This window comes from Streptococcus mitis (genome assembly GCF_005844455.1).
Classification (GTDB): Bacteria; Bacillota; Bacilli; order Lactobacillales; family Streptococcaceae; genus Streptococcus; species Streptococcus mitis_BF.
The window spans coordinates 48,955-73,723 of sequence record NZ_SPGF01000003.1 but is presented as its reverse complement, the minus strand read 5'-3'; the positions used below and the strand labels follow the sequence as shown (position 1 = coordinate 73,723).

The window sequence follows — 24,769 nt, the reverse complement described above, 5'->3', positions numbered from 1 at the left end:
TCAAATTATGTCGAAAGTGAATAATATTAAATACTATATTAAAAATTAAGGAGAAAAAATGAAATTTAATAATGAGACACGAGCTTTCGGTTCAATCCGAAAAACAAGACGATGGGGAACGTGTGGAGTAATTCTTGGTCTAGCTGCCTTAGGTTTGATGACTAGTCCAGTTAGAGCAGATGAACGAGTAAATCCAAATCCTGCTACAAATGCGAAAAGTTTACAAGACTTCCCAACGGTGGATTCTACAAAAGACCAAGATAGTGCAGAAAAATCAACAGGTTCTGTTGAAGTTACTGTGGGTAGAGAAAAAGTAGAATCTGCGGTATCTACGGCTAAAGAAGTTGGTTTGACGGTTACGGAGACTGAGGTTGATGGTGGTTTGGTAGCTAATCCAGATGAGTTAGCTAAGAAAACTGCTGAAATTGAGTCTAACTATGACAAACAAGCCAGCACTGTTGTAGATGAGTCTAAGAAGTACAAAGAGGAAGTAGAAACTCGTAAAGAAGAGATTCAAACGATTACTACTGAGAACAAGGAGAAGCAAGACTCTTATAACAAAGCCAAAGCTCAGTATGATAAAGATTTAGAAGACGCTACTACTAAAAATGCTCAGATTGATAAAGAAAATCAAGAAAAAAATGAGCGTTTAAAAGCTGAGAAAGAACGTGTAGCTAAAGAGAATGAGCGTATCAAACAAGAAAATGCTTTAGCTAAAACTAATTATGAAAAAGCAGTAGAAGAAAAAGATAAGAAAGACGCTGCTATTGATAAGGAAAATGCAGATGCAAAGAAAGCTTATGAAGAAGCTTTAAACCAGTGGACTATTGAAAAAGGGAAGTCTGAGGCTGACTTAACTAAGTATAAAGAGCAGTTGGCTCAGTATGAGAAGGATTTAGCAGAAGCAAAGCGTAAGAATGAAGAGATTGGTAAAAATAACATTGCCAATAAAGAAGCTTATGCGAAAGCAGTAGAAGATCGTAAAAAAGAAAACGAAGCTATTCTTAAAGCCAACCAAGAAGCTTTAGCTGCTTATGAGAAAGCTTTAGCTGAGTTAAACGCTAAGAATAGTGAGATCGATAAGGAAAATGCTAAAGCTACGGATAAATACAATGATGATATGCGTGATTATCAAAAAGCTCGTGAGGAATATGAGAAAGCTTTAGCAGAGTACCAGAAGAAAGTTTCTGAGTACAATTCTTTAACTCCAAGGGGGGAGGTTAATGGCGTTAAGGTAGTTGGTGATTTTGATGAGTCAAAAAGAGGCTCAATGAACTACTATTCTAAGTTGTCTGCTATATTTGATGGAGATAAAACGCTTGAAACGGTAAATGGGGTATTAGGTGCAACCTCTGCAACTACTCTCACATTAGATGACAAACTACAAGAAGATTCGATGTCCATTAATTCTGAAACCCGTACTTACGGTGGTACAATTGTTAGGGGTATTCAGGAAGGTTCTAAATTTACGTTACATAATATAGGTACAACGAATACAGGTAAAACTATCTCTGCATCTTTTGTTTCTAGAAATACACCTACCCCAGAACATAGGCTACCGAATAACCCAGAAGTTTACACTCGTCTGTGGGTTTGGTGGAATAAGAAACCCAAATCAGGGACTGGGATTTCTCCTATTGGTTTACATGCTCAAAACTATTTGGATGTAGACTGGGATATTAACTTCTTTGATGAGAGAACTAAGAAACCAATAAATTTGGGGTTAGTAAACATGTTCTCTGACTTGGATTTCAATCAAGCTAACCGTTACACTTACGAAGATGGTTCAACAGGGGTTGTTTTAAATCCTCCAGGTTCGAACGTTCAGGAGAAGGTTGTTAGAGGCGAGACCTTCTGGGCAGGTGTATATACCGTAGGAGTAGTTGATGCAGATGATGTTAGTGGATTAAATCGCTTTAAAAAAGGAGATCCTTTATATGGTGATAACCGATCGGATGAGAGTACTCCTTCCGGAACGTATGCTAGTGTAGGTAAGGGGACACGTCACCGTATTCAGTATCTAGCTAATGCAGATTGGGGGTTAACTCCTTATTCAGAGTCTGCTTCTGCAGCGTATAGAGAGTACTGGCATAAATCTGATGCTAAAGAAGGTAAAACTCCAACATCCGACCATGAAATTTTCAAATCTGCGTATGGATTCACATTATGGGGTGGTAATTCTGTAGTTACACAGTTAGTTCCTCCACCGTCTCCGCTAAAAGTACCAATTCCACCAAGCTTAATTCAAAAGGATAAGGATACTATTGAGAAACCTACACCTAAATCGTTATTACCAGAAATTCCACCAGTATCTGATACAGGTGAGGTTCCTTTGCCAAAAGAACCTCCTAAACCAAGCGAGTCTACAAAACCAAGACCTTTAGAACCTGAATATAAGGAGAAGGATAAGACTCCATTGACACCTCCTACGGAGAAACCTTTATTAGCTTCACCAAAAGATGAACCAGATACACCTCACGTTCCTATTCCGAGTGAACCTCCAAAACCAGGCTTAAAACCTGTGCCAAATGAGATCGCACCAAGAGAAATTGAGGTTACCTACACTCGCTTGAGAACTACGCCAACTGTAGAAAAGTTAGTTAAGAACTCTGCAGGTACAAATATAAATAATTCGTCAGTACCTAAGTTATCAGAAGTTGTTTGGGAGTTGAAAACTAAACCTCTTGCAGCAAACAGACAAGAAACTACAATTTATGAACTAACAGACAACCTACCTCAAGGATATCGTTTAGATTTAGCAAAAACTATAGTTCAAAACTCAGATTTTACAATAACTTATGATAAAGCTAAACATCAGTTAAAAGGGTTATTGAAGTCTGAAGGTTTAGATAAAGTTAATTTGGATTTAACTAAAGTATTTACCGCGCCTGTTCTTAAAGTGTATGGTACAGTAACGAATGATGGTGCAACCTATAAGAACAACTTCCGTTTGAATTTGAATAATGAATTTGAGTCTTATTCAAATATTGCTAAGGTAACAACCCCAGGTAAACCGAATGATCCAGACAATCCGAATAACAACTTGATCAAACCTTTCAAACACAATCATAATAAGGATGGTGTTATCATCGATGGAAAGACAGTTCTAGCTGGTTCAACGAATTACTACCATATAACCTTGGATTATGATCAGTATAAAGGAATAAAGGCAGATCCATCTGCTATTCTAAAAGGATTTGGTGCGATTGATGATTATCCAGAAGAGGCAGTGACTATTAATAAATCAGATATTCGTTATATTGATAGCGAAGGAAAAGAAGTTTCTGGTATTTCAGTGTATCAGTATGATTCTATTGAAGCTGTTGATAATGATAAGGTTAAAGCCTTTCTAGATAGTTCTGAGATTAAGCCTAAGGGAGCTTTCCAAGTATTTTTAGTGGATGATCCAGAAGCCTATTTTAACCAATATATCAAGGCAGGAAAATCTGTTACAATTATTGATCCAATGGTAACTAAGGAAGAATTGCGAAATTCAGGAAAATCATTTGAGAATACGGCTTACCAAGTTGATTTCGGTAACGGATATCAAACTGATACAGTTGTAAATAATGTTCCTACTGTTAAACCAACCAAAAAGAATCTTAACAAGGAAGGTGTTAACATCGATGGGAAACAGGTCTTGGCAGGCTCTGTCAACTACTACAAGGTAACGGCAGATTATAGCCAATACAAGGGCATTGAAGTAGATAAAGATCGTATTGGCAAAGGGTTCTATATCGTTGATGATTACCCAGAAGAAGCTGTTACAATCAATCAAGACGGTGTTCAAGTAACGGATTCTAAAGGGCAAGTAGTCAAAGGTTTGAAAATGGCTCTTTATGAGAGTTTAGCTAAGGCCCCATCAGGTGTCCAAGAAGCCTTGAAGTCCAGCCATTTCACTCCGAAAGGAGCGATTCAAGTATTCGAGGCAGAGAATCCAGAGGAGTTCTACAAGACCTACGTGCAAGCTGGAGAAGTTCTGACGATTACCAATCCAATGACTGTTAAGAAGGAATTGGGTCAAACAGGTGGTAAGTATGAGAATACAGCTTATCAAGTTGATTTTGGTATGGCTTATGTAACTGAAACTGTAGTCAATAATGTTCCGAAGATTGAACCAAAGAAAGATGTAGTAGTCGACCATTTAAGCAAAGAAAGTTTGGATGGAAAAGAGGTCAAGATGAATCAAACATTTAATTATAAATTAGTTGGTTCCTTGATTCCAAAAGATCGCTCAGAACAGTTATTTGAGTATAAATTTAGCGATGACTACGATGAAACACATGATGATTATCAAAGTGTTTACAAGGTATTTGCTGCTGTAGATTTTGAAACAAGTGATGGCCAAAAATTCAAAGCTGGTGATGAATTAACTAAGTTCACAAGTCAAGTGGTAGACAAGGCTAAAGGTAAAGTAGATATTAGCTTTGATGATGCTTTCTTGAAGTCAATTTTAGATACATCAGAGTTTCAAGCGGAAGTATATCTACAAATGACACGCATTCAGTCAGGAACAGTAGAAAACACTTACTATCATACAGTTAACGGTGTGGAAGTTGTTTCCAATACGGTTGTGACTAATACTCCAGAAGAGCCAAAAACTCCTGAAGAACATCCGCAACAACCAGAACGAAGCTTGCCATCTACAGGTGAGCAGGGTTCTGCAGAATTGCTGTTAGCTGGTCTGGCAATGGGGGGTGCTGCTGCAGGATTGCTCTACAGCAAGCGTAAGAAAAAAGAGGCTTAGAATATTCTAGGAACCTTTGAAATAAGCTATTTTTATGGTATAATAACGGTAAATCGTGGAGGAGTAGGATTATGAAATTTGGAAGTGATTTTTCCTGGTTATGGGTAGCTATCATTAGGATTTTTACAGCTCCCTTTTATATCGTTCTTTGGTGTATTAATGTTGTGAAATCAGCGTTTGGAGTTGTCATACTTTGGATTGTATCTAAATGTTGTGTTGGATTAGTTCTGCTTTTGCCTTTTTGGCTTTTGATTGATATCTTACACTGGATTACTCCTTCGGTAGGAGATGCTTTTTTCCGATGGTACGGAATTCATGTTATGGGTTTTGTTCAACGTGCTTGGATTGATGGCGCAGTTCATGAATTTCCAATACCTACAGGTGGAACTAATTTCCTTCCCTATCCACATATTGAGATTCCGATTATGATAGTACTTACTCTTCTAGTAGCTACTGTTCGGACGATTTATCGTGAAGAATTTGATGAATTATAAAAATAGTATTGTGTTTGGCACTGTAGAAATCTCTGCAGTGCTTTTTATTAAAGAAAAAAAGAAATTAAAAGAGGTAAAATAAAATGGAAATTATTACAAAAATTATTACTGGTCTAGGTGTAGTTGGAACAATCACAGGTCTTATCTGGATCTGGAATGGTGCGGTTGATTATATTCAAGGAAGAAAGAATAAAGATAAGCAAAGACAAGATGATGGTTCTGATTCTATGATTAATGGTGCATTCTTGGCTGTTGCTTCTGCAGGGATTGCGGCTGCAGTCATTGCATCACTGTCTCAACTAAAATTTTAGGAGTAGCCTATGAATTTAGATATTAGAGAGCTAACTAGTTCTCTTTCCAGTTACAGCTCGGCGACAAACCAAGCTGTAAATATAATGGCTGATGCAGTCAGACCTATTGGGTATATCCTTTTAGGTCTTTTTTTCTGGTTTGAAATGGCATCGTGGTCACAAATGGTCAAGTCCAGAGGAGGTTCGCTAACCCAAAAGATATGGTTAGAGGCCTTGATGAAGTATTTATTTGCTTTCATCATGATTTCTGCCTCATCTCAAATTTGCGATGCCATTCTTGAATTGCTTAATATTATTGTAAAGGTAATTGCTCATGTAGTACCTTCACAACTTGATAAATATCAATATGCGCAAGGTGCTGTCAAAGGTTGGTTTGAAAAAAGTATTTTTGGTCTAGTCGGTGGACTAACTGAATTCATAGCTAATATAATACTTGGAATTATTATCTTCCTAAGGTATTTAGACTTGTATATGCTTAAGGCTTTAGCTCCATTATTGGTAGCTTTCTTTATGATGGATTCTTTACGAACTGTCACGATTAACTTCCTGAAATACTTTGCGGCCTCTGCCTTTATCGGAGTTATTCTAATTGTAGTATCTGTTGTATATAATGGTTTAGTCACTACAGATATGTTAAAAGTTGCTGCAGGAACTAGCGGAAGTTGGGGGACAGCCTTTGCGTCAATTGCTAAAGGTGTAATATACATCTTTACACTTGTTGGAACTAGTCGAAAAGCCAAGCAACTTTTAGGAGTATAATCCATGTATGGAAAAATTAGAATTAATCGATGTGATTTTGTATGAAAGGAAACTAATTGAAAAAAATTGGATCAGAATTTTTAAGAGAATTTGAAACAGAGGACAGACCTATTTTATTTGGATTAACAGGTAGAATGATTGTTCTCTACGTATGTTTGATAATAGCTGTCTCAGGGACAACTGCTATTTATTTCTTTGGTCTACCTGATTGGTACATTTATCTTTGGGATGCTCTATTTGTAGTTCCTGGGGCAATGTACGGTACAGGCATGACCAAGCGAATGCGGATTAAAGAAAAAATCGATTTCTTTTTCCGGATCCAACAAAGAACCTATGAGACAGAATTTGGAAAGGTAGGAATGTATACGAAAGATGAGTTTATTCAAAAGCAAAAGAGAAAAACTAGAAAAAGCAGAAAAGAAAAAAATTGATCGTTTGCGTCGCCAGATGAAACCTACAACGCAGAACACGATCAATTACACACATCTACATGAAGATGGATTGATGCACGTTGCACGTGAGAAGTACTCTCGTAGCTTTATGTTGGGAGATGCTTCTTACTCGACAGCTCAACAAGATGAAAAAGAGAGTATCATCGATACAACGATGGATGCTCTTAATTCACTGGATGAGGGCAGTAACTATCAACTCTTAGTAATCAACCGTCGAGTATCGGATAACTCCTTGCAGAATATCTTGTTTGAAGAAACAAACGATGGCTATGATGACTATCGTGAGGAGTTGAATGAGATGATTAAGGAGCGATTTACAACACATGCTAACAACTTCGAGGTACATAAGTATGTGACCATTTCAACGAACGCTGATGATCGAAAACAGGCTCAGTTGTTACTGCAAGATATAGGAGTTTCCCTGGGAACGCAATTTCAGGAATCTGATATTACATTTAAGGAAATGAATGGTTTGGATCGTCTAAAGGTCTTTTCTGAACTGTTACGAGATAACCCGTATGTTAATTTTGATTACAAAGAAATTGCTTTATCTGGTCTGTCAACGAAATCATTTATTGCTCCAAACCGGATTGAATTTCAGGAAAAACGGATGGTTATAGATGATCGTTGGTGCAAGGTGCTCTATGCACGTCGCTATCCTAACTGGATGTCTGATCGGCTTATTCGAGATTTGACAACACTGGGGTTGGAGCTGGCTATTACTATCCATGCAGAACCCTATGAGAACGTTGAAATCTTAGAGAAGATTGACGATGCAGAAACAGATGCTGAAATTGGGAAGCTACGTTCTAAACGGAAGGCTGCTCAATCTGGTATCTTTGATGATGCGGTCGTTGCTGGTCGTGACCAAGAAATCTCAGAAGCTACCAAGAAGTGGCGAGATGAGATTACTGAGTATGATCAGAAAATCTTCTCTGGCTTTATTGCAGTGTATTTTAAGGCGGATAACCAGGAGGAACTACAACGTAATGAGCAGAAGATTAAGCGTGCTGGTCGGAAGCTAGGGGTAGAATTTGAAGATCTCTATTATTACCAAGAAGAGGCTCTAAATACGGTTTTACCTATCGGTGAGTGCTTCGTAAATGTGAAGAAGAATTTCATGAGAAAGATGACTACAGCTAATATTGCTACGCAAGTTCCTTTTACTAACGTGGATTTGAAGTCTGACAGCTCACTTGCTCGCTACTATGGTCAAAATCAGTTATCAAACAATATCATTACACTGGATCGAAAACGTGATCTGAATACGGGTTCTGGTGTTGTGCTTGGTTCCTCTGGATCTGGTAAGTCTACTACGATTAAGGGTGGAGAAGTCATTCCGACTTTGCTGAAATATCCAGAAGATCGAGTAATTATTGTGGATCCCGAAGATGAATATTCTGATATTGGCCGTGCTTTCGGTGCTCAGATGGTGGATATTTCGATTGGTTCTAAAACACATATCAATCTTTTAGATCTACCAGACCTAGATCGTTTGGATGATGAGGATGACGATCCGATTGGAGATAAGGCAAACTTGTTGATGGGATTATTCGAATCGATTTTATCTGAGGTGACAGATGCACAGATTGGGATTATTGACCGTGTAACAGGTATGACTTATGAGCGCTATTTGACAGATGATTTTACTCCAACGTTAAAAGAGTGGCACCAGGTATTGAAGGAACAACCAGAGCCAGAAGCTCAAGATTTAGCTTTGGCGGTAGAAACCTATACAACTGGTTCGCAAGATATTTTCGCTCACAATACAAACGTGGATCTCAATCACCGCTTTGTTATCTTTAATCTGAAGAAGTTGTCGCACAAGTTGAAGCCATTTGCGTTGATGGTTATTCAGGATTATATCTGGAATCAAATTGTAGAAAATCAAGGGAAATGTACCACTTGGGTTTACTTTGATGAGATGCAGATTTTATTTAAAAATAAAGCCCAAGCAGACTTCTTTACTACATTGTATTCACGGATTCGGAAATACGGTGCGATTCCAACAGGAATTACCCAGAACGTAGAAACGCTAGCTGCTGTTGAAGAAGGTCGGAAGTTACTTTCAAATAGCGAGTTCATGATTTTGCTCAAACAAAAGCCCCAGGATTTGGCTATCTTAAAGGAGATTGTCAATCTGACTGACAAACAGATTCGCTACTTAGCACGGCCAAAAGCTAAAGGTACTGGCTTAATCGTAGCTGGGCCAGTTGTGGTGCCATTTGAAAATCCAATACCAAAGAATACTAAGTTGTATAACTTAGTCGCAACAGACGCTTAGGAGTCTCACTATGGATCAGGAGAAAGGCAGACCAAACACAATCGGTCATAAGTTAGATCAAAAACTGGAGACGGTTCGTAAGAATTACCGAACGGTTCAACAAGATAGCGCAAAACAACTTACGAAGCTACAATCTCAGACTCACTCTAAACGTCAGTTGGTAAAGAAGAGTCGTAGCCAATTTCGAGCTTCTAAGAACAAGGTCAAGAAAATACAAAAAGAGTACAAGAATATCCAGAAACAAGGAAGAAATCTTGGAAAAGAAGGAAAGGCGCTTCGTCCAGAAGAAATTAAAAAGCAGGCCTTTCTTAAACAGGAGTTAGATAAGGCGAAACTGGAGAAAAAAACTTCTAAAAGAACTTTTAAAGTTGCTCAAGAGGCTAATGGTGGTTCACGCAAGAAGAAGTTGTTCCGTGCTACTAAACAGGCTCTAGAACGATCAACCAGTCAACAAGCTAGCTCTGTTGCGCATCAGAATGATACACTATCAGATATAGCACGAGCTAAATATCGGTATCAGGATATTCAGATTCAAGGGAAACGGATCAAAACGATTGGGAAGTACAGCGGGAAACTTGGCCAAGGAATGGTTAAATCGAGCTATAGCCTTGGAAATAGAGTCTACAATAAGGCTAAAGGAAGAGGTTTCACTCGAACTCCAAGAGAATTTTCTTGGGAAGGAAAACTCTCTCGTCGTATTCAGGCTTATAAGCAACGCTTAGCTACTTCTAAAACAGGGAAAGTTGCTAAGAAAGCGAGGAAGTTCTACCGTGTAAGTTCTAAACCGCTTAAAGCTATTATCAAAAAGCCATTTAGCTTAAAGGCTTATCTGATTTCTTTTGGTCTGCTTTTGTTTCTGGCTATACTTGGTATCGGTAGTTCAGGAATTACCCGTCAAGATGAATTTGATATGAATGATACCTGGTTGTATCTTTCAAAATTGGATCGTGAAAAATCAAATGACAAGGTAGATTATTGGACAAAAATTGACGATCTGCTTTTGTACTTGAATTATAAGTATGATGATATTTCAGATAAGCTTCGTATGGACGGGAATAAATATTTTTCACAACAGAATCGTGGAAAACTTTACTTAGATACCTTATGGAAGAATTTGAATGGGGATAAAGACAATCTTAAAACGATGGAAGAGCTTTATACCAAAAATAATCTCTATAAGCTTGATAAGGACGAGTTAGAGGAGTATAAACAACTTTTAGAAATTGCTAGAGATAGCGGAAAATATATGTTGCTACAAGAGCTAGATAATCCATTTTATACAGAAGATCAGCCTGAATCAGAAGCTCCCCTTCAGATTATTGAGCGTTTTGGTTATAAAACTAAGAAGGAGATCTTTAATGGTTCTGTTTTGCAAGCCACAGGTGGGCAAACTCTATTAGCAGTTCTAGATGGGAAAGTTGAAGTAAATGGTAATGATATAGAAATCAGTGATGAGAATTCCAAGTTCCTGTATAAGAATGTAGATACGATTCGTTACAAAACAGGAGATTATGTCAAATCTGGAGATATCATAGGAAAGGTGGCATCTGAAGGAAATCAAACGGTTTATTATCAAAAACTAGAACCTGATCGATCAAATAAGAAAGACAAAGATGGTAATGTTGAAAAGAGTTGGACTTATGTCAATGTCGGTTTTTACTTCCAGCGTGTAGAGTACACACAAGCAACATCTGTTGTGAGTAGCATTGAAACATCTGGAGAGAAAGGAAAACGTGCGAGAGCTTTTGCAGATGCGATCAAAAAAAATATACCAGAAGCAACAAATGAAGGAATTGCAGCTGTTTTGGGAGGATTTGATATTGAGAGTTCCATTACCTTTAAACGCTATGAAACAGACTTTCTAACCAATAATCAGTTTGATAAAGTCGCTAAAGAGCCAACCGCAGAAAATCTAGTTGGCAACTGGGGAGCCTTTCAAGCTATGTACCCTACCTTGCCTTTAAAGGAAAGAGGTTATCTAGTCAATGGTTTGCACTATATCGGGATTGGGATTGGTCAATTTACTGGCCCTCGTGCTCTTGCATTGTGGAATTTTGCAAAATCTGTGAATGGAGATATTTGGTCTGCGGAAGTCCAAACAAAATTTCTTCTGGAGGAAGATGATCCAACTAGACGTGTAGCATTCAGAAGAATTGTAACATCTACTGGATCCGTAGAAACTCTTGCGGAGGACTTCTTGAACGCTTGGTTAGGAGTCCCAGGAAATAAGCTTTTAGAACGGCAATCTGCAGCCCGTCAATGGTTGAATTTCTTAAAAAATAAAGGAGGAGGTTCGACAGGTGTTTCTAGCAAGCAAGTTCCAGCAGAATATAAAGATAAGCTACCTTATGGACTACCTACCGATCAAGCACTTTTAGAGGGTCAAGGTTATTCAGGTAATGCCTATGCACTAGGAAATTGTACTTGGTATGTCTATAACCGTTTTGCCCAGATTGGAATAGGAATTTATCCGTATTTAGGAAATGCTAATCAGTGGGTTGATAGTGGTCAAGCGCAAGGATATGACATCTCAACGACTCCTAAACCAGGTTCTGCAGCTGTATTCATGAATGGTGTAGCTGGGGCATCGCCAATCTATGGTCACGTTGCTTTCTGTGAGTACGTTAATAGCGATGGTAGCTTCTTAGTTTCAGAAATGAACTTTGGTGGTTTATATGTATCAAGTTGGCGTACTTTGAAACCACAATCAGGTATCTATTTTGTTACCCCTAAATAAGAAAGGAAAAGAATGTATAATCAAAAGTTAATCAAAATGGTAAAGGGATTCCTTATCGGAGTTGCTACCGTTTTATGTATTGTCCTAGGCTATTCTATTGCCCAAGTACAACAGAATTTGAGACAGAATAGTCAAGTTCAGGAAGAGGCGAAGCAAAAAACAGAAGAGAAACAACAGGAACAACTATCTCTTACTGAACAGCAGGTCGAGGACTTTCTAATTGCTTACTATACCAAAAAGGATTTAGAAGAGAATCGACCACGCTATAAGCCTTTTATGACGGATTCCATGTATCAGGAAACTGTTCAAGAAGAACAAAAACCAGTCAACCAGACCTATAAGGGGTATGTGGTTGATCAAGCTTTTGAATCAGGCTCTATCTACATTGATAAACAACATAAAATTGCATTAGCTCAGGTTCAATATACTAGTACCACCTTAACAGAGAAAGATAATAGAGCTTCTAAGGGGCTAACTGGTAGTACGAAGGCGACAATTCGATTGACCTATGTAGAAAAAGCAGGGAAACTATTAATCAATAAAATAGAGCCTATCGTATTGACTGAAGCGAGAGGGCAAAGTATAGGAACTTATTCAGATACTAGCAGTTCAAGCTCGACTCCAGTTTCATCTACATCAACGTCAACACCTACACCTTCTGAACCAACAACCGCAACTAGTAGTAACCAATAAGGAGAATTGAATGAATAAAAAAATAGAACAACTTGAAGGTAAGCTTGAGAAAGTCAGGAAAGATAAGGGAAAAGCGCAACGACAAAAAGAAGAAGCAGATAAAAAAATCAAGAATTACATAAATCAAGAAAAAGATTTGGAAGCACAGCTTTTTATTGCTCTATCAGAAGAAAGTGGCTTATCCTATCAGGAAATGAAGGAGTTAATTCTTCCAGCACAATCAAGTAACCAAGGAGTGAACCATGTATAAAATTATCAATCAACTGACTAATCAAGAGGAAACATTTGAGCAACGAGATGAGTTGTTATCAAGGCTAGAAATCATCAACGAGAGAATGAAGAGTAATAGAATAACCGGAACCTATCGGCTTTATTCTCTCAATGCTGAAGGTGAAATCCTACAAGAACTTAGTCTTGAAATACCTTTTGTTGGAATCATTGATCAGTTACTGGAAAATTTTGGTACGAATGTTGGGAAGAAAAAAAGAGGTTTTCTTCATTTTTTAGCAAAACATAAAGAAAAGAAGTCCTCACAAGGCATACCAGAACCCCAACCTCAACCCGAATTCCAACCAGAACCAGATCCTAAGCTAGAAGATTTAACGGTAAAGAAAGAGGCGAATATGGCCCGTCAAAGAATTGCTGAGCTAGTTTCTCAGAAACCTCAAGATGAGGTTGGAGAGGAAGTACCTTTGGAAGATAAAGATGCCTTTTCATCCGATGAGTGGACTACAGAACACTTCAGTAGACTGGATGAAATAGAGGCGGTACAGGAAGAACGTGTAGAACCTACACAAGAAGTAGTTTCTAGTGTTGAAAAATCAAGTCAGGAAGAAAATGAATCTCTTCCTGTTAAACAAGAAGATAAGGGCAATGTTGAGCCTTCCTTCTCTCTTTCTCATGCAACGACAGTAGAATTGCCTTCAGAGGTCATTGATAGCTTTGAGGCTCAGACCATCACTTATAAGCAGTCTATTAAACATAAAATTCAGTCTAACGAAGAATTCATCAAGGAAGCAAACGAGGAAATTATTGAGTGTCAAAATAAAATCAATGAGTTGCGACAACAGATTCTTGCCAAAGAGAAACAAGCTAGTCAACTGAAGGATCTTTATTTCAAAATTGAAGAGGTGAGCTAAAATGGAACAAGAACAAGTGGTAGCTCAATTAGGACGGGCAACTCTTGTGACAGGCGAAATCATCTTAAAAGGACTCTTCCTGGCTAGCTCTAAGGCAGTTGAAATGTATCAAGCCAGAGGTGAAAATGTCCTCTTTACTGGTGAGACAGACTGGAATAAATTCATGGCCACGGCAGATACGAAAGAAGTCCAGCAATTACTACATAATGAAGTCAATCTCGAGGCAGTTCGAAAAGAACTGGGCCAATACGGGATTGGCTTTTCTTTTTATACACATCCTGACGGTAAGACAACTCTTGCTTTCAATGCAAAAGATAAAGGAGTTGTCGAACAAGCCTTTAAGGATGTCCTAGAAGGCATCACAAGAGATCCTAAAGGATTCAATGAGCGACACCTAAAAAATGGGAAAACGACTTCTTTTGAGGAGAAATTGCAACATTTCAAAGCAGTTGAACAAGAGAAAATTAACTCGCTTCAGGTAAACATTCATACGAAGGAGTTTGTTCTTCCAGAAAATATCGAACCACAGATTGGAGGAAAAATGAAGTGATTACAGAAAAGAAGAAACGGAGACTTAGACCGTATTTGTTGTTAGGAATTGGTCTATTCTACCTCTTTCATTGGTTCTTTAAACTATGGCTGTTGGCACCAGATACTGATTCAGTAACGGATGTATTTGGATTTGGAAAGCTTAACTGGATGAATGACCATCTAAACGATAAGTCTTGGATTGATTTTCAATTTACTCCAGCTTCTTTATTAATTGGTATGGGCGGATTTTTGATTGCTTTTCTGCTGTATTTGAGAGTATCGGATACAGGTACGTACAGATATGGGGAGGAACATGGATCAGCTCGTTTTGCGACAAGAGAAGAGTTGATGAGATTCCGAGACGAAGAACCTGAAAAGAATATGATTTTTACCCAGAACAGTCAGATGGGACTATTCAATAACCGCTTGAGCTTTGAAAATCAGATTAATAAAAATATTCTGGTGTATGGAGGTACAGGGGATTCAAAGACACGTAGTGCTGTAAAACCGAATATATTACAAGCTAACTCTAGTTTTGTAACTACAGATACTAAAGGGATTTTGATTCATGAAACAGGGAAATCACTTGTAGAAAAAGGCTATAAGATGAAGATTTTTGATTTGATTACTTTCCTGAATTCAGATGGCTTCAATGTTTTTAGATATATTCATAATGAAATGGATATAGACCGAGTGGCAGAGGCAATTACAGAGTCTCTCAACAGAAATGGTCATGAAAGTGATCCTTTTTGGCCTGCAGCAAATAAACTCCTGATGCGTTCTCTAATTGGCTATCTTTATTTTGATAGTCAGCTCGATCACTATATGCCAAACCTGGGTCAGGTTACGGATATGATTCGAGAATTGAGACGGAATCATCCGGATGCAGAAAGTCCGGTTGAGTTGATGTTTGAAGACCTGGAGCGGAGATGGCCGGGGAACTATGCCTGCAGGCAGTGGGAACTATTCAATAAAAACTTTGATGGTCAAACACGGGCTTCTGTTTATGCCATTTTTGCAACAACTTTCTCAGTATTTGATCATGAGCAACTAAGAAAGATTATTGAAAAGGATACGCTGGAGATTGAAAAATGGAATATTGAGAAAACAGCAGTTTTTATTCATATTCCAGAAGTGGATCCAGCTTATCAGTTCTTATCTGCCCTGATTTTTAGTACCATTTTTGATGTGCTAATAAAAACTGCAGATGCAGTTATATTAGGTGAGTATCCAACAAAGACTAAGGAAGACCTATTACATCTACAGGTGTGGGCAGATGAGTTTGGTCAGATTGGGAAGATTCCTAATTTACCGCCAATTATCTCTGTTATTCGTTCGCGAGAGATTTCTATCAAGATGATGGTGCAATCTCAAAGTCAGATTGAAGTATTGTACGGTAAAGAAAATACAAAGACGATTATCAATAACTGTGGTGCTATTCTTTATTTAGGTTCCAATGACTTAGATACGCTTAAGTACCTATCTGAGCGATCAGGGAAGCAAACTTTGAATGATCAGAATTATAGTGAGAGCAGAGGAAGAAATGCCAGCAGTTCTAAGCAGAACTCAAAAATTGGTCGAGAACTGTTGACACCGCATGAGGTTGCTACAATTGGAACAACAGAAGCCCTGCTCTTCCTATCCAAACAAAATGTTTTTCGAGATCAAAAATTTAATCTGGATACGCATCCAAGAGCCTACCTCTTAAGTAATGGCCCGAACGATGATAACTGGTATCGTTACAAGCGATATCTAAGTGATATTGATGAGTGGAAAGACCAGGTTGGGGAAGAAAATGTTATTCATATTGGGATTAAGGAAGTCGAGGAAGTTCCTCTCAAAGTGAGTTAGGAAAGAAAGGAAATCTAATAGAATTTTATGACTCTTATTGCATTTTAATTGCTATAAATTGGGATCAGTATGTGTGGCTGCATCAGGAAGGCGAAAAAATAACCTGGCATGAAAATTTTGCTTATGCAGGTTTTTTTCGTGATTTTAATACAGCTAAAAGGGTAGCGGAAACTCATTTATTAGAAACTTTTGGAGCCATAGGCTTCTATAAGATTGTTGGTTTTTCTACAGACGAACTTAGCTATATAGAAACTAAGAACTAGATAGCACAATGTGTCTTGATATTTCTTATGGTATAATAAAGGTAAATACCAAAGGGAGGTAACCCATGGCAGTTTCAAAATTTTATGCCGTTGCTAAGACAAAAGACGGTCAGAAACGTGTTGTTAACGCATTTGAAGCTCTTAAACTAGCTGATGACGATCCTTGGCATTATCCTACAGATAAGACTAACGGTGTATTTTACGACTTGGAAACCGAGCTAAAAGTAAGTCCATCTCACGGTCGCACAAATTCGAAAACTCGAAAGCGCGGTCAGGCTTTTTTCCGATATTTTACTGGAGAATCTAGCCCATTAAGGGACAAGTCTGGGAGCTTCGCCTATACGCCTGAATTAATTGCTTTTCTTTCTGCTTTTGAAGTAATTCAGAAGTTTCAAATTCAGGAGGGTGAGACGACCATTATGATTTTTCCGAAGCGTATTGCTAAACTCCAAAAGGTGCCTTTTCCAGACGGTGGGTATTCTATTTTAAAGTTTTATATGAAGTTGGAGGAAACCTATCCTTATTCGGCATATTATCGATTTAATGGTATTTTAGCAATTGAGTTCTATGTATCTGGAAAACCAAGTCGTCTGAAACGAGCAGAGTTAGCTAGAAAGGGCATCCCTCTTTTTGAAGCCAAGGCCTTCTTTCCAAAGTGGATTCAGGAAAGTCTTCCGGAGGAGTTTGAAAATCCTGAGGAACTAGCAACTATTGCAAAAGAAATTAGAACCACTTATCAAGATAGAGATTATAAACTTTATGGACGTTTTCAAAAAGAACACATGATAACACCAGATAACGAAAGGAAGTACCAAGCTTTGAAAACTTATGAGGATCAGTGCCAAGAACTCAAGGATGAAATTAAGCTGTTGAAATCATCCTACGATGAAAAATTTGAAAAAGTGAAACAACTTTCAGAAGACATCAAGCAGGCCGAAACACTCTTGAGAAAGTATCACGAAGAGGAGGAGTATTACAAGAAGTTAGAAAAGGATAATCAAAAACTAGAAGAAGATAAACGAAAACTGAAGCAGGAAAAAGGAGAGATTCTCACTGAAAATCAACGTCTAACCAATGAATCACAACGTTTACGTAGATTGAAAAATGTAGCAGAAGAGAAGATAGAGTCTTTACAAAGACGATCGTTCTGGCAAAGACTTTTCAATAAATAAAAATAGCAGGTAATGAAACAGTTCTAAAAACAGAGCTGTTTTTTTGATGAAAGGATAATCAAATGGATTTAGAACAATTGAAGCAACGACGAGATGAGCTGATTAAAGATAATGAGTGGGCGGATGGCTTAATTAAAAAGAAGGAAGAAGAACTATGGGAAGTGAAAGTGAGAACGATTGCAGCTTCTGAGTTAGCTAGATCGGCATTGGAATCTGCTTTACGTTCTGCAGGTATCGTAGATACCTTTTACGGACCTGATAATAGAAAGAAAGGAAAGGAAATAGAATGAATACATTACCACAAAAACAATTTAAACGAATGAAGCGTGAAGTTGAGGAGGAGACTGCACGAGGGATTGGTTATTTTGAGGGGGTTTTAGAACATATCCCTTCTTACCCCCTATCTGAAGCAGTAAAAGAGTTGGCTTTATCTGGCTGGATTACTCCTCATACAGATGTCATCGATGTCCAGAATATGATTGTTACAGAATCTATAAAATGGATGAACTACCAGGATTTCAAAGAAGTTGCTCCCTACTTATTTTCCTACCCTCGAGAGCAACGAGAGAAAGATTTATTGGTTCGACCAGTGAAAATCTCCAGAGAGTACTTTGAGGAATTAAAGGCCAATGCAGAAGAATTATTTCATTTGAAGCAAGACTTGCTTCAGGTTAATAATCAATTAGATGCTAAAATCCAGGAATTGGAGATGGATCAGCTACCAAATGGCGATCAAGTTATTGGAGTTGACTTGGAATCCGAGGAGGTATTGTTACTACGAACTTCAGAAAATGCTCAGGTTGAGGAGTGGGAAGTTCGTAAAGATGGCTTGATTACTGATTATCGTTCCAATCTTTCAGAATCAGCTCAAATTGTAGAGGCTTTGCTTAAAATGAAGAATTCAGAGATTGATACTATTCTCTACGAGGAAGTAATCAACTATTCTAAGAGAACTTGGCCAGATTCGGAACCAATACAACTTCCAGAAAGTATCAAGGAAATGTTGAATCAAGAAGCTAAGCTCGATCCATCATATTATCAAATAGCCCAGTTTGAAACATTAAGACAAGCCTATATCTATGGGATGATTTCACCTAGCTTTCAGGAACATTTCCCTCATTATTCAGATTTCGTTAGGAACTATGTCGAAGATAGGAAACAATATGAATTTTTCGACTATCGCACAGAAGCAGTCTCTCTAGCTCGGGAAATCTTAGTCCCCCGCTTAGACGATATTAATCGGATTTTAAGCACTAACAACCAGGAGCTAATTGTTCAAGAAGTCACTGGGTATTCTCAGGGTGAAAGCTGGGAACTGGCCTATTTGCGAGATACAAAGACGGAAGATAGAGAATCAGTTCAGTTCTATCTTGAAAGTGAGATTGGAGCTTGGTATAAGGGAAGTTTGACAGAGTTGGCTGTCATCCGCTTTGATGATATTGATTTAGAGAAAGGTTTCAATGGCTATCAGGAAGCAGTCTATCATATCGATGAGAACTTGTTAGTTCATGATAAGCTAAAACAAGCCCAACTCCATTTTCCTGATTTAAACCGTTTTGTCGAAGCAGAAGAGCTTGAAAAAGAGCGAACACAAGATGTATTAGAAAAAGAAGTGCCAGAATTTTCATTGTAGAGGAGGCAAGAGATGGCATTAACTAAAGAATCAGCTAAAAATATATCTATCATTTCTGTTGCGGAACAGCTGGGAATGAGGCTAAAGCGCACGGGAGCCTATAGTTATACGTGGACAGAGCATGATTCGTTTGTAATCGATGTAAAGAAGAATGACTTTCATTGGAATTCTCGATCAGAATTTGGAGATGTGATTCAACTAGTTCAAACTATCCAGGGTGTTACTTACAAGGAGGCGATGCATTTTTTAGAAACTGGAGAATTTAAGGAAGTCGATGTAGAAGCTCAGACGGCTTCAAAAGAGCCTTTTAGCTATCACTTGGAAAGATATGAGCGTCAGAATTTCAGCGCTTCTAGACGCTATTTGAAGGCACAGAGAGGCCTTTCAGATGATACGATTAACTTCTTTATTAGTCAAGGCAGTATAGCGGAAGCAATCCGAAAAAAAGGAGACTATTTTGAGCCTGTGATTGTCTTTAAGTATAAGGACAACACAGGCTTTTTAGCTGGAGCGAGTCTTCAGGGAATAGTAGAGAATCGGGAGCACTATCCTGAACGTGGGCGTTTAAAACAAATTATGAGAAATTCAGACGGACAACTAGGATTTTCAATTGATATCGGAACACCAAAACGTTTGATCTTTGCGGAAGCTCCAATCGATCTAATGAGCTACTATGAGCTTCATAAGGATAGGCTTCAGGATGTTCGCTTAGTAGCTATGGATGGAGTAAAAGATGGGATTATTAGTAGACGGTTTATGGAATTGTATGCAGAGATAAATGATAAATCTTATCAAGTCAATCAGAATACGGGGAAAGCTCTAGAAGTAGTCGCTAGAACAACGGATTATTTCAAAGATGGTCGGCATCAAGATGTGATTACGTTGGCTGTAGATAATGATGCTGCAGGACAGAATTTTATCACTCGATTGCAGGAGAAGGGGATTCCAGTCCAGATTGCGATTCCGCCTATCGTTCAGCTTAACCAGGAAAAGGAAGATTGGAATGATTTCCTGAAGAGGGGGAATGAAGCTCCTAAGGAGCTGGCGCACGTTTACACAGCAGATGAAAAGTCCTGGCATTACCAGGGCTTTTTTGAGAAGGAAATAGCTCTCGCAAAAGCGCAAGAGCTAACTGCAGATGATGTAAAAGCCTTTGTCTCAGCTAGGCAGCTGACGAAGGAAGAAGTCCATCAGGAATATACAAGGATTGTCAATCAAGAGAAAGAAAGGAAACATACTATGTCGGAAGTACATGAAGCAGGGGCTGAGTATGAAGCAGAAAAGCCAGATAATAGTCGCTTGGCGCAAGCTAGACGAAAGCTAGAGCGACTCAAAGGAGAAGCTGATGAGGCAATCAATGCGGCCTATTCTCATCAATCCCTAACGAATGGCCAGCCTATGAATGATAAACGAGGAGGGGGCCGTTTTATGCAGAAGCAAGAACAAATTGAAAATCGTGTCTTCTCTAAATTGGATGAAATCAAGGAACAAGAAGAGCGAATTGAAAGGCTCCAGGAAAGAGAAGACCGAAAAGCAGCAGGTCTCAACCGGCAGGGGAATGGCCTGGAGATGAGTGTCCAAAATATTCCCCGTATTCGGGAAGAAATTGAGAAGGCAGAACGTGGGGAATCGAGTTATAGACCTGAAACTATCAAGCGTTACAAAAAGGAATTAGAACGCCTAGAAGCCATTCAAGATAAAGTTGATGGACTGATTATTCAACCAGAGACACAAGCTTTAATTGATTCTGGAGAGGTCAAGCAGTGGGTTAAGCAGCCAAATATCTATTTTATAAAAGGGTTACGTCGAGTTGCTTTAGAATTGACGGAGGAAGGTAGATTTGAACTATCTCCTAAATATCTCCCTAATACGGAGGAGGAAAAAGAGGTGGTAAATAAGTTACTGTCCAAACAAAAAAAGCAAGATGAAGTGGTTCTAGAAGATAATCAGAGTTCTGAATTGAACATAGACACTAGTAATTTATCCCCAGAAGATGCAGAATGGCTGAAGAAGAACTGGCATAATATTAGCTTCTCAGTAGAGCCTAGAAAACAAATGGTTATTGATTCGGACAAAACAGTGACCTATGAAAAACCTTCCAAACCTCTTGGAGATGATAGGGAGCCCAAAAAACAAATTCAGGGCACAGAAAAAGCTCCTGAGACCTCTCAGGAGCAAATGAATGATAGGACCAGTGGTGGCACGGGTTCTTTACAGCCTAAAGCTGAAGGCAGTACCTCACCTGTACTTGAAACAAGTACCTTTGAGCAAACTGTTACCAGTCACCCGACATCATCCTATCCTTACTTACAGTTTAGCACAAATTATGATAAAGTGCAACGGAGAACAGCGAATTATCATCCGATTACACCAGCGGATTTAAGACGATTAAATCAATATGCACCGTCTATCCAAAGTACAGCGTCCTGGTATTTAAATGAACTGGCTGACAGTAAGATCAGCTTTGTTTATGCGGATCATGGAGAGGAGAATGTGCTTCAGGTGACTTTTCAAAAGGATAATTTTATCCATCTTTCAGGAATCAGACCTTTTGAAGAGAGAAAGGGAGCAGCAAATTTCCTAGATGATATTGCAAATGGTCAGGGGCATTATGACGGTATGTTGATTAGTAATGCAATTAAGGATAAATTGCAGGTTCTTCCTATGTTGCGTGATATTTTAGATCCACATTCTTTTGTTCTAGATGATTTGAGTAGTGTTGAAAAGCTTCACAATCTCAATATGAGTGAAGCTATTAAAGCAAAAGATGAAGATTTCTTACTACTGTTTAAAGATATTGGAGATGAAAAAATTCCAGCCTCTCTTATGAAACTCAAGGGAGAGCTTGGAACTAATGTTAAATTATTGGATGAAAAGATCATTCTCGGTGTTTATAGAGAAAGAGATGGACACATTGAGCAACTTTCAATCAATGAGGAGTATGTTAAAGACAAAGGTGCAGAAATGCTGTCAGTCTTGAAGAATAAGCAGTTTGAAGAAGTTTCTAAAGAAATTGAACAATTAACTCCTTCTAACACACTGAATAGCCCCCTACTTGATTCAGCTACCTTTACTCAAGTCTTAGATACTGTCTATAATTTAGGTGTGCCAGGTGACATCTCAAAAACTCCAAAAAAATTTCATAAAGCCTGGAATCAGTATCTTGACTATGCGAAGCAACACAATGATAAATTTGATCAGATTGTTGCTGCAGCTGGAGAAGATCATCTCCTAGATACAAATTCAGATTTTTATAAAGAATGGAAACAAGATTATATCTATAAGGAGAACTATCATGTACGCCTTCAATGGTCTGAGGAGCGCCCAGATGGGCCTAGATTGCCCTTTAAAGAAACTGAGCTGATACCTTATCAAGATTTTGCTAGAGAGCTTTACAAGGCCAATCAGAGCTTCTATCAGCTATATCAGGAAGGGCTAAAACAAGTGACTGGTGGTCATCCAGAAGCCTACATCTCTCCAACTAAGATCCAGTTTAGTATCTACGCTCCTGATGGTGAACTGATTCAGGATAGCATCCGTTACAATATCGGTGAGGAGATTAACCCCATTGCTCACAAAGAAAGACTTGGAACACGAGAAATGAGAGAGTACCCAGAATTGATGAAGATAGATGGGGCCATATTCACTCCGTATCATCTGGAGAGATTGGCGAGTGAGTTAGATATTTCTCAGTTCAGTTACGCTTTAGAAGATACTCTTTACGCAGATCAACTTCTATCCCAACTCCCATTTGGAGATTTGGAAAATAGTCCAATTGGATTTACAGATAGTAGTCATGATGCTCGTCTTGGATTTATCTCTTTTGATGGAATGGATAGTGTTGAGGTCGAAAATCTATCTGCTTGGTTTGAGAAGTTGGGAGTCAAGGACTCACCTATGGAACAAGTAGCTCTTGTAGAAAAATGGCAAAAAGAAATCAAAAGTTTATCAGAAAAAGTTGAACAAACGATTGCCACAGTTCGAGAAGAATTTGAGAAATCACAAGTCAAAAATTTGCAAAATACACCAGATAATCCATACGAAAAAATTTATCAGTATAACCGAAAAGATGAGAGGGATCGTGATTTGGATGGTGATGGTATTTCCAACTCCGATGAGATGTTGCAAGGAACAGATCCATACAATGCTGCTTCTAACCTTCATAAAAAGCAGGAAGATCGAGAAAGAAGAACAGATGCTGAAGTGGCTGCAGGAGCTATTATTACCGAAGCAGTTGCTACTAAAAATTCAGAACAAACCATTTCCCAGTTGGTTTCAAATAAAGATACAAAAGCTTTAGCTGAACACTTGAAGGAGGGAATGAAGAACTATTTGGATTCAGAACAGTTTAAATCTTTCTTGGATACGATGAGTAAATTTCATAACTACTCACTCAACAATATTCATTTGCTGAAGATGCAAAATCCTAATGTTTCCCGTGTTGCAAGTTTTAATAAATGGAAAACAGATTTTGACAGAACAGTTAAAAAGGGTTCTAAAGCTCTGAAAATCTGGGTTCCGTATCAAGTGAAAACTAAGATTTCTGCTAATCAAAATGAGTTGAGTTTTTCTCCATCTGAGAATGAAATGGAAGAGAAGGAAGTCACAGTTACTCGATTCAAGTTAGGGAATGTCTTTGATATATCTCAAACAGAAGGAAAAGAATTGCCAAAAGCAATTAATGAATTGACTGGTTCTGTTAAAGATTATGAAGATTTGTACCGAGCAGCCAAAGCTGTTTCAATGGATAATCAGGTTCCTATTAGTTTTGAAGAAATTAAAATAGAGAGCGCAAATGGTTATTATTCTCCAGATGAAAATCGAATTGTTATTTCAAAAGGATTAAAGGGTCAAGAACAGATTTTAAAAACCATTTTTCATGAAATGGCTTATGCAGATTTACATAGAGGAAGCAATGCCCAATATGGGGACGACCAATATCGTAAGCAAGAATTACAAGCTGAAAGTGTCGCTTATGTCGTGGCTAATCATTTTGGTTTCGATACGAGTAGCTACAGTTTTGGATATTTGGCTATTTGGGCAAAAGATAAAAATGGTTTTGAAGATATGGTAGAACAACTGCAGGTTGTTCAGAAGGAAGCAAAAAGTTTGATTGATCGGATGGATGCTAAGTTAGAATTAGTGAAAAATAAAACTGTGACGAAAGATAAGTTTGCTGCTAAACTCCAACAGGCAAAAGAAAAATCTGAGCAGTTGGGGAATCAAAAGGCGGAGGCTGTAAAGCAGGTGGAAGAAAAAAAGTCCCTGAGCAGCCCTCAATAATGGAGGCATTAGTCCGTAGGAAGAAAAACAAAAAAGGAGAAACAGAAGATGATTGAACATCTAAAACAAGAAACTTTTAATCTTTTAATGGAGATATTTTTTATAGATGAAACTACAGATTCGCCAAAAGTGAATGAAGTCAACCAGCACATTTCACGTAAAGAATGCCTCTATATTCTTCGTAGAGATATGCGAGTAAAAACAAACTATGAGTTAGAAGAAGTAGAAATGTATCCCGTTGCACTTAAAGAAATTGAGGGAATGAGTGATGAACGATTTGAGCAACTAAAAGACGAAATCCTTAAAACGGAGATGGTTGATACAATGGAGCTTCTACTGGAAGACTTAAAAGTTTAGTCAAACTTTTCCCTCGTGATAGAACAAGATTCCTGCTTGCAGGGATTAGGGGATTGGGGATTT

17 protein-coding genes are annotated in these 24,769 nt (G+C 38.3%); all 17 read left to right on the top strand.

Annotated elements, in window-relative coordinates; all coding sequences use genetic code 11:
• The first annotated feature begins 58 nt into the window (after positions 1 to 58).
• The gene (locus FGQ53_RS11695) at positions 59 to 4,747 is read left to right on the top strand and encodes an SspB-related isopeptide-forming adhesin (RefSeq protein WP_195450361.1); all 4,689 of its coding nucleotides are present in this window, start codon (positions 59 to 61) and stop codon (positions 4,745 to 4,747) included.
• Positions 4,748 to 4,818: 71 nt separating this feature from the next.
• Positions 4,819 to 5,241, top strand: a complete 423-nt coding sequence (locus tag FGQ53_RS01330) for a hypothetical protein (protein WP_138335246.1) — start codon at positions 4,819 to 4,821, stop codon at positions 5,239 to 5,241.
• Positions 5,242 to 5,324: 83 nt separating this feature from the next.
• On the top strand, positions 5,325 to 5,552 hold the full coding sequence (locus FGQ53_RS01325; RefSeq protein WP_138335245.1) for a hypothetical protein: 228 nt from the start codon (positions 5,325 to 5,327) through the stop codon (positions 5,550 to 5,552).
• Positions 5,553 to 5,561: 9 nt separating this feature from the next.
• A complete protein-coding gene (locus FGQ53_RS01320; RefSeq protein WP_125423351.1) occupies positions 5,562 to 6,311 on the top strand; it encodes a conjugal transfer protein TrbL in 750 nt (249 codons plus the stop codon).
• Positions 6,312 to 6,367: 56 nt separating this feature from the next.
• A complete protein-coding gene (locus FGQ53_RS01315) occupies positions 6,368 to 6,742 on the top strand; it encodes a hypothetical protein (protein ID WP_138335244.1) in 375 nt (124 codons plus the stop codon).
• On the top strand, positions 6,684 to 9,047 hold the full coding sequence (locus tag FGQ53_RS01310) for a VirB4-like conjugal transfer ATPase, CD1110 family (protein ID WP_138335243.1): 2,364 nt from the start codon (positions 6,684 to 6,686) through the stop codon (positions 9,045 to 9,047). The genes FGQ53_RS01315 and FGQ53_RS01310 overlap by 59 nt, the downstream gene beginning before the upstream one ends.
• A gap of 10 nt (positions 9,048 to 9,057) precedes the next feature.
• On the top strand, positions 9,058 to 11,784 hold the full coding sequence (locus FGQ53_RS01305; protein ID WP_138335242.1) for a phage tail tip lysozyme: 2,727 nt from the start codon (positions 9,058 to 9,060) through the stop codon (positions 11,782 to 11,784).
• 36 nt (positions 11,785 to 11,820) lie between these two features.
• A complete protein-coding gene (locus tag FGQ53_RS01300) occupies positions 11,821 to 12,477 on the top strand; it encodes a hypothetical protein (RefSeq protein ID WP_249339639.1) in 657 nt (218 codons plus the stop codon).
• Positions 12,478 to 12,487: 10 nt separating this feature from the next.
• Positions 12,488 to 12,727, top strand: a complete 240-nt coding sequence (locus FGQ53_RS01295) for a hypothetical protein (RefSeq protein ID WP_138335240.1) — start codon at positions 12,488 to 12,490, stop codon at positions 12,725 to 12,727.
• Positions 12,720 to 13,616: a hypothetical protein gene (locus FGQ53_RS01290; protein WP_138335239.1), complete on the top strand. Its 897-nt coding sequence runs from the start codon at positions 12,720 to 12,722 to the stop codon at positions 13,614 to 13,616. The genes FGQ53_RS01295 and FGQ53_RS01290 overlap by 8 nt, the downstream gene beginning before the upstream one ends.
• A gap of 1 nt (position 13,617) precedes the next feature.
• The gene (locus tag FGQ53_RS01285) at positions 13,618 to 14,166 is read left to right on the top strand and encodes a DUF3801 domain-containing protein (RefSeq protein ID WP_138335238.1); all 549 of its coding nucleotides are present in this window, start codon (positions 13,618 to 13,620) and stop codon (positions 14,164 to 14,166) included.
• Positions 14,163 to 15,998, top strand: coding sequence for a VirD4-like conjugal transfer protein, CD1115 family (locus FGQ53_RS01280; protein ID WP_138335237.1), 1,836 nt, complete (start codon positions 14,163 to 14,165; stop codon positions 15,996 to 15,998). Before FGQ53_RS01285 ends, FGQ53_RS01280 begins: the two co-directional genes overlap by 4 nt.
• A gap of 328 nt (positions 15,999 to 16,326) precedes the next feature.
• On the top strand, positions 16,327 to 17,433 hold the full coding sequence (locus tag FGQ53_RS01270; protein WP_138335236.1) for a hypothetical protein: 1,107 nt from the start codon (positions 16,327 to 16,329) through the stop codon (positions 17,431 to 17,433).
• Positions 17,434 to 17,495: 62 nt separating this feature from the next.
• A complete protein-coding gene (locus FGQ53_RS01265) occupies positions 17,496 to 17,723 on the top strand; it encodes a hypothetical protein (RefSeq protein WP_138335235.1) in 228 nt (75 codons plus the stop codon).
• Positions 17,720 to 19,066, top strand: coding sequence for a hypothetical protein (locus FGQ53_RS01260; RefSeq protein ID WP_138335234.1), 1,347 nt, complete (start codon positions 17,720 to 17,722; stop codon positions 19,064 to 19,066). Before FGQ53_RS01265 ends, FGQ53_RS01260 begins: the two co-directional genes overlap by 4 nt.
• A gap of 12 nt (positions 19,067 to 19,078) precedes the next feature.
• Entirely contained in the window at positions 19,079 to 24,349 is a 5,271-nt protein-coding gene (locus tag FGQ53_RS01255) for a PBECR4 domain-containing protein (protein WP_138335233.1), read from the top strand.
• A 48-nt stretch (positions 24,350 to 24,397) separates the two neighbouring features.
• On the top strand, positions 24,398 to 24,706 hold the full coding sequence (locus FGQ53_RS01250) for a hypothetical protein (protein ID WP_050112682.1): 309 nt from the start codon (positions 24,398 to 24,400) through the stop codon (positions 24,704 to 24,706).
• Positions 24,707 to 24,769: the final 63 nt, after the last annotated feature.

What these genes read in the sequence shown, in the direction of transcription:
- FGQ53_RS01300 (WP_249339639.1), top strand. Translation starts at nt 11,821, where the DNA reads ATGGTAAAGGGATTCCTTATCGGAGTTGCTACCGTTTTATGTATTGTC.
- FGQ53_RS01255 (WP_138335233.1), top strand. Translation starts at nt 19,079, where the DNA reads ATGGCATTAACTAAAGAATCAGCTAAAAATATATCTATCATTTCTGTT.
- FGQ53_RS01270 (WP_138335236.1), top strand. Translation starts at nt 16,327, where the DNA reads ATGGCAGTTTCAAAATTTTATGCCGTTGCTAAGACAAAAGACGGTCAG.
- FGQ53_RS11695 (WP_195450361.1), top strand. Translation starts at nt 59, where the DNA reads ATGAAATTTAATAATGAGACACGAGCTTTCGGTTCAATCCGAAAAACA.
- FGQ53_RS01325 (WP_138335245.1), top strand. Translation starts at nt 5,325, where the DNA reads ATGGAAATTATTACAAAAATTATTACTGGTCTAGGTGTAGTTGGAACA.
- FGQ53_RS01290 (WP_138335239.1), top strand. Translation starts at nt 12,720, where the DNA reads ATGTATAAAATTATCAATCAACTGACTAATCAAGAGGAAACATTTGAG.
- FGQ53_RS01305 (WP_138335242.1), top strand. Translation starts at nt 9,058, where the DNA reads ATGGATCAGGAGAAAGGCAGACCAAACACAATCGGTCATAAGTTAGAT.
- FGQ53_RS01320 (WP_125423351.1), top strand. Translation starts at nt 5,562, where the DNA reads ATGAATTTAGATATTAGAGAGCTAACTAGTTCTCTTTCCAGTTACAGC.
- FGQ53_RS01250 (WP_050112682.1), top strand. Translation starts at nt 24,398, where the DNA reads ATGATTGAACATCTAAAACAAGAAACTTTTAATCTTTTAATGGAGATA.
- FGQ53_RS01260 (WP_138335234.1), top strand. Translation starts at nt 17,720, where the DNA reads ATGAATACATTACCACAAAAACAATTTAAACGAATGAAGCGTGAAGTT.
- FGQ53_RS01285 (WP_138335238.1), top strand. Translation starts at nt 13,618, where the DNA reads ATGGAACAAGAACAAGTGGTAGCTCAATTAGGACGGGCAACTCTTGTG.
- FGQ53_RS01330 (WP_138335246.1), top strand. Translation starts at nt 4,819, where the DNA reads ATGAAATTTGGAAGTGATTTTTCCTGGTTATGGGTAGCTATCATTAGG.
- FGQ53_RS01295 (WP_138335240.1), top strand. Translation starts at nt 12,488, where the DNA reads ATGAATAAAAAAATAGAACAACTTGAAGGTAAGCTTGAGAAAGTCAGG.
- FGQ53_RS01310 (WP_138335243.1), top strand. Translation starts at nt 6,684, where the DNA reads ATGAGTTTATTCAAAAGCAAAAGAGAAAAACTAGAAAAAGCAGAAAAG.
- FGQ53_RS01265 (WP_138335235.1), top strand. Translation starts at nt 17,496, where the DNA reads ATGGATTTAGAACAATTGAAGCAACGACGAGATGAGCTGATTAAAGAT.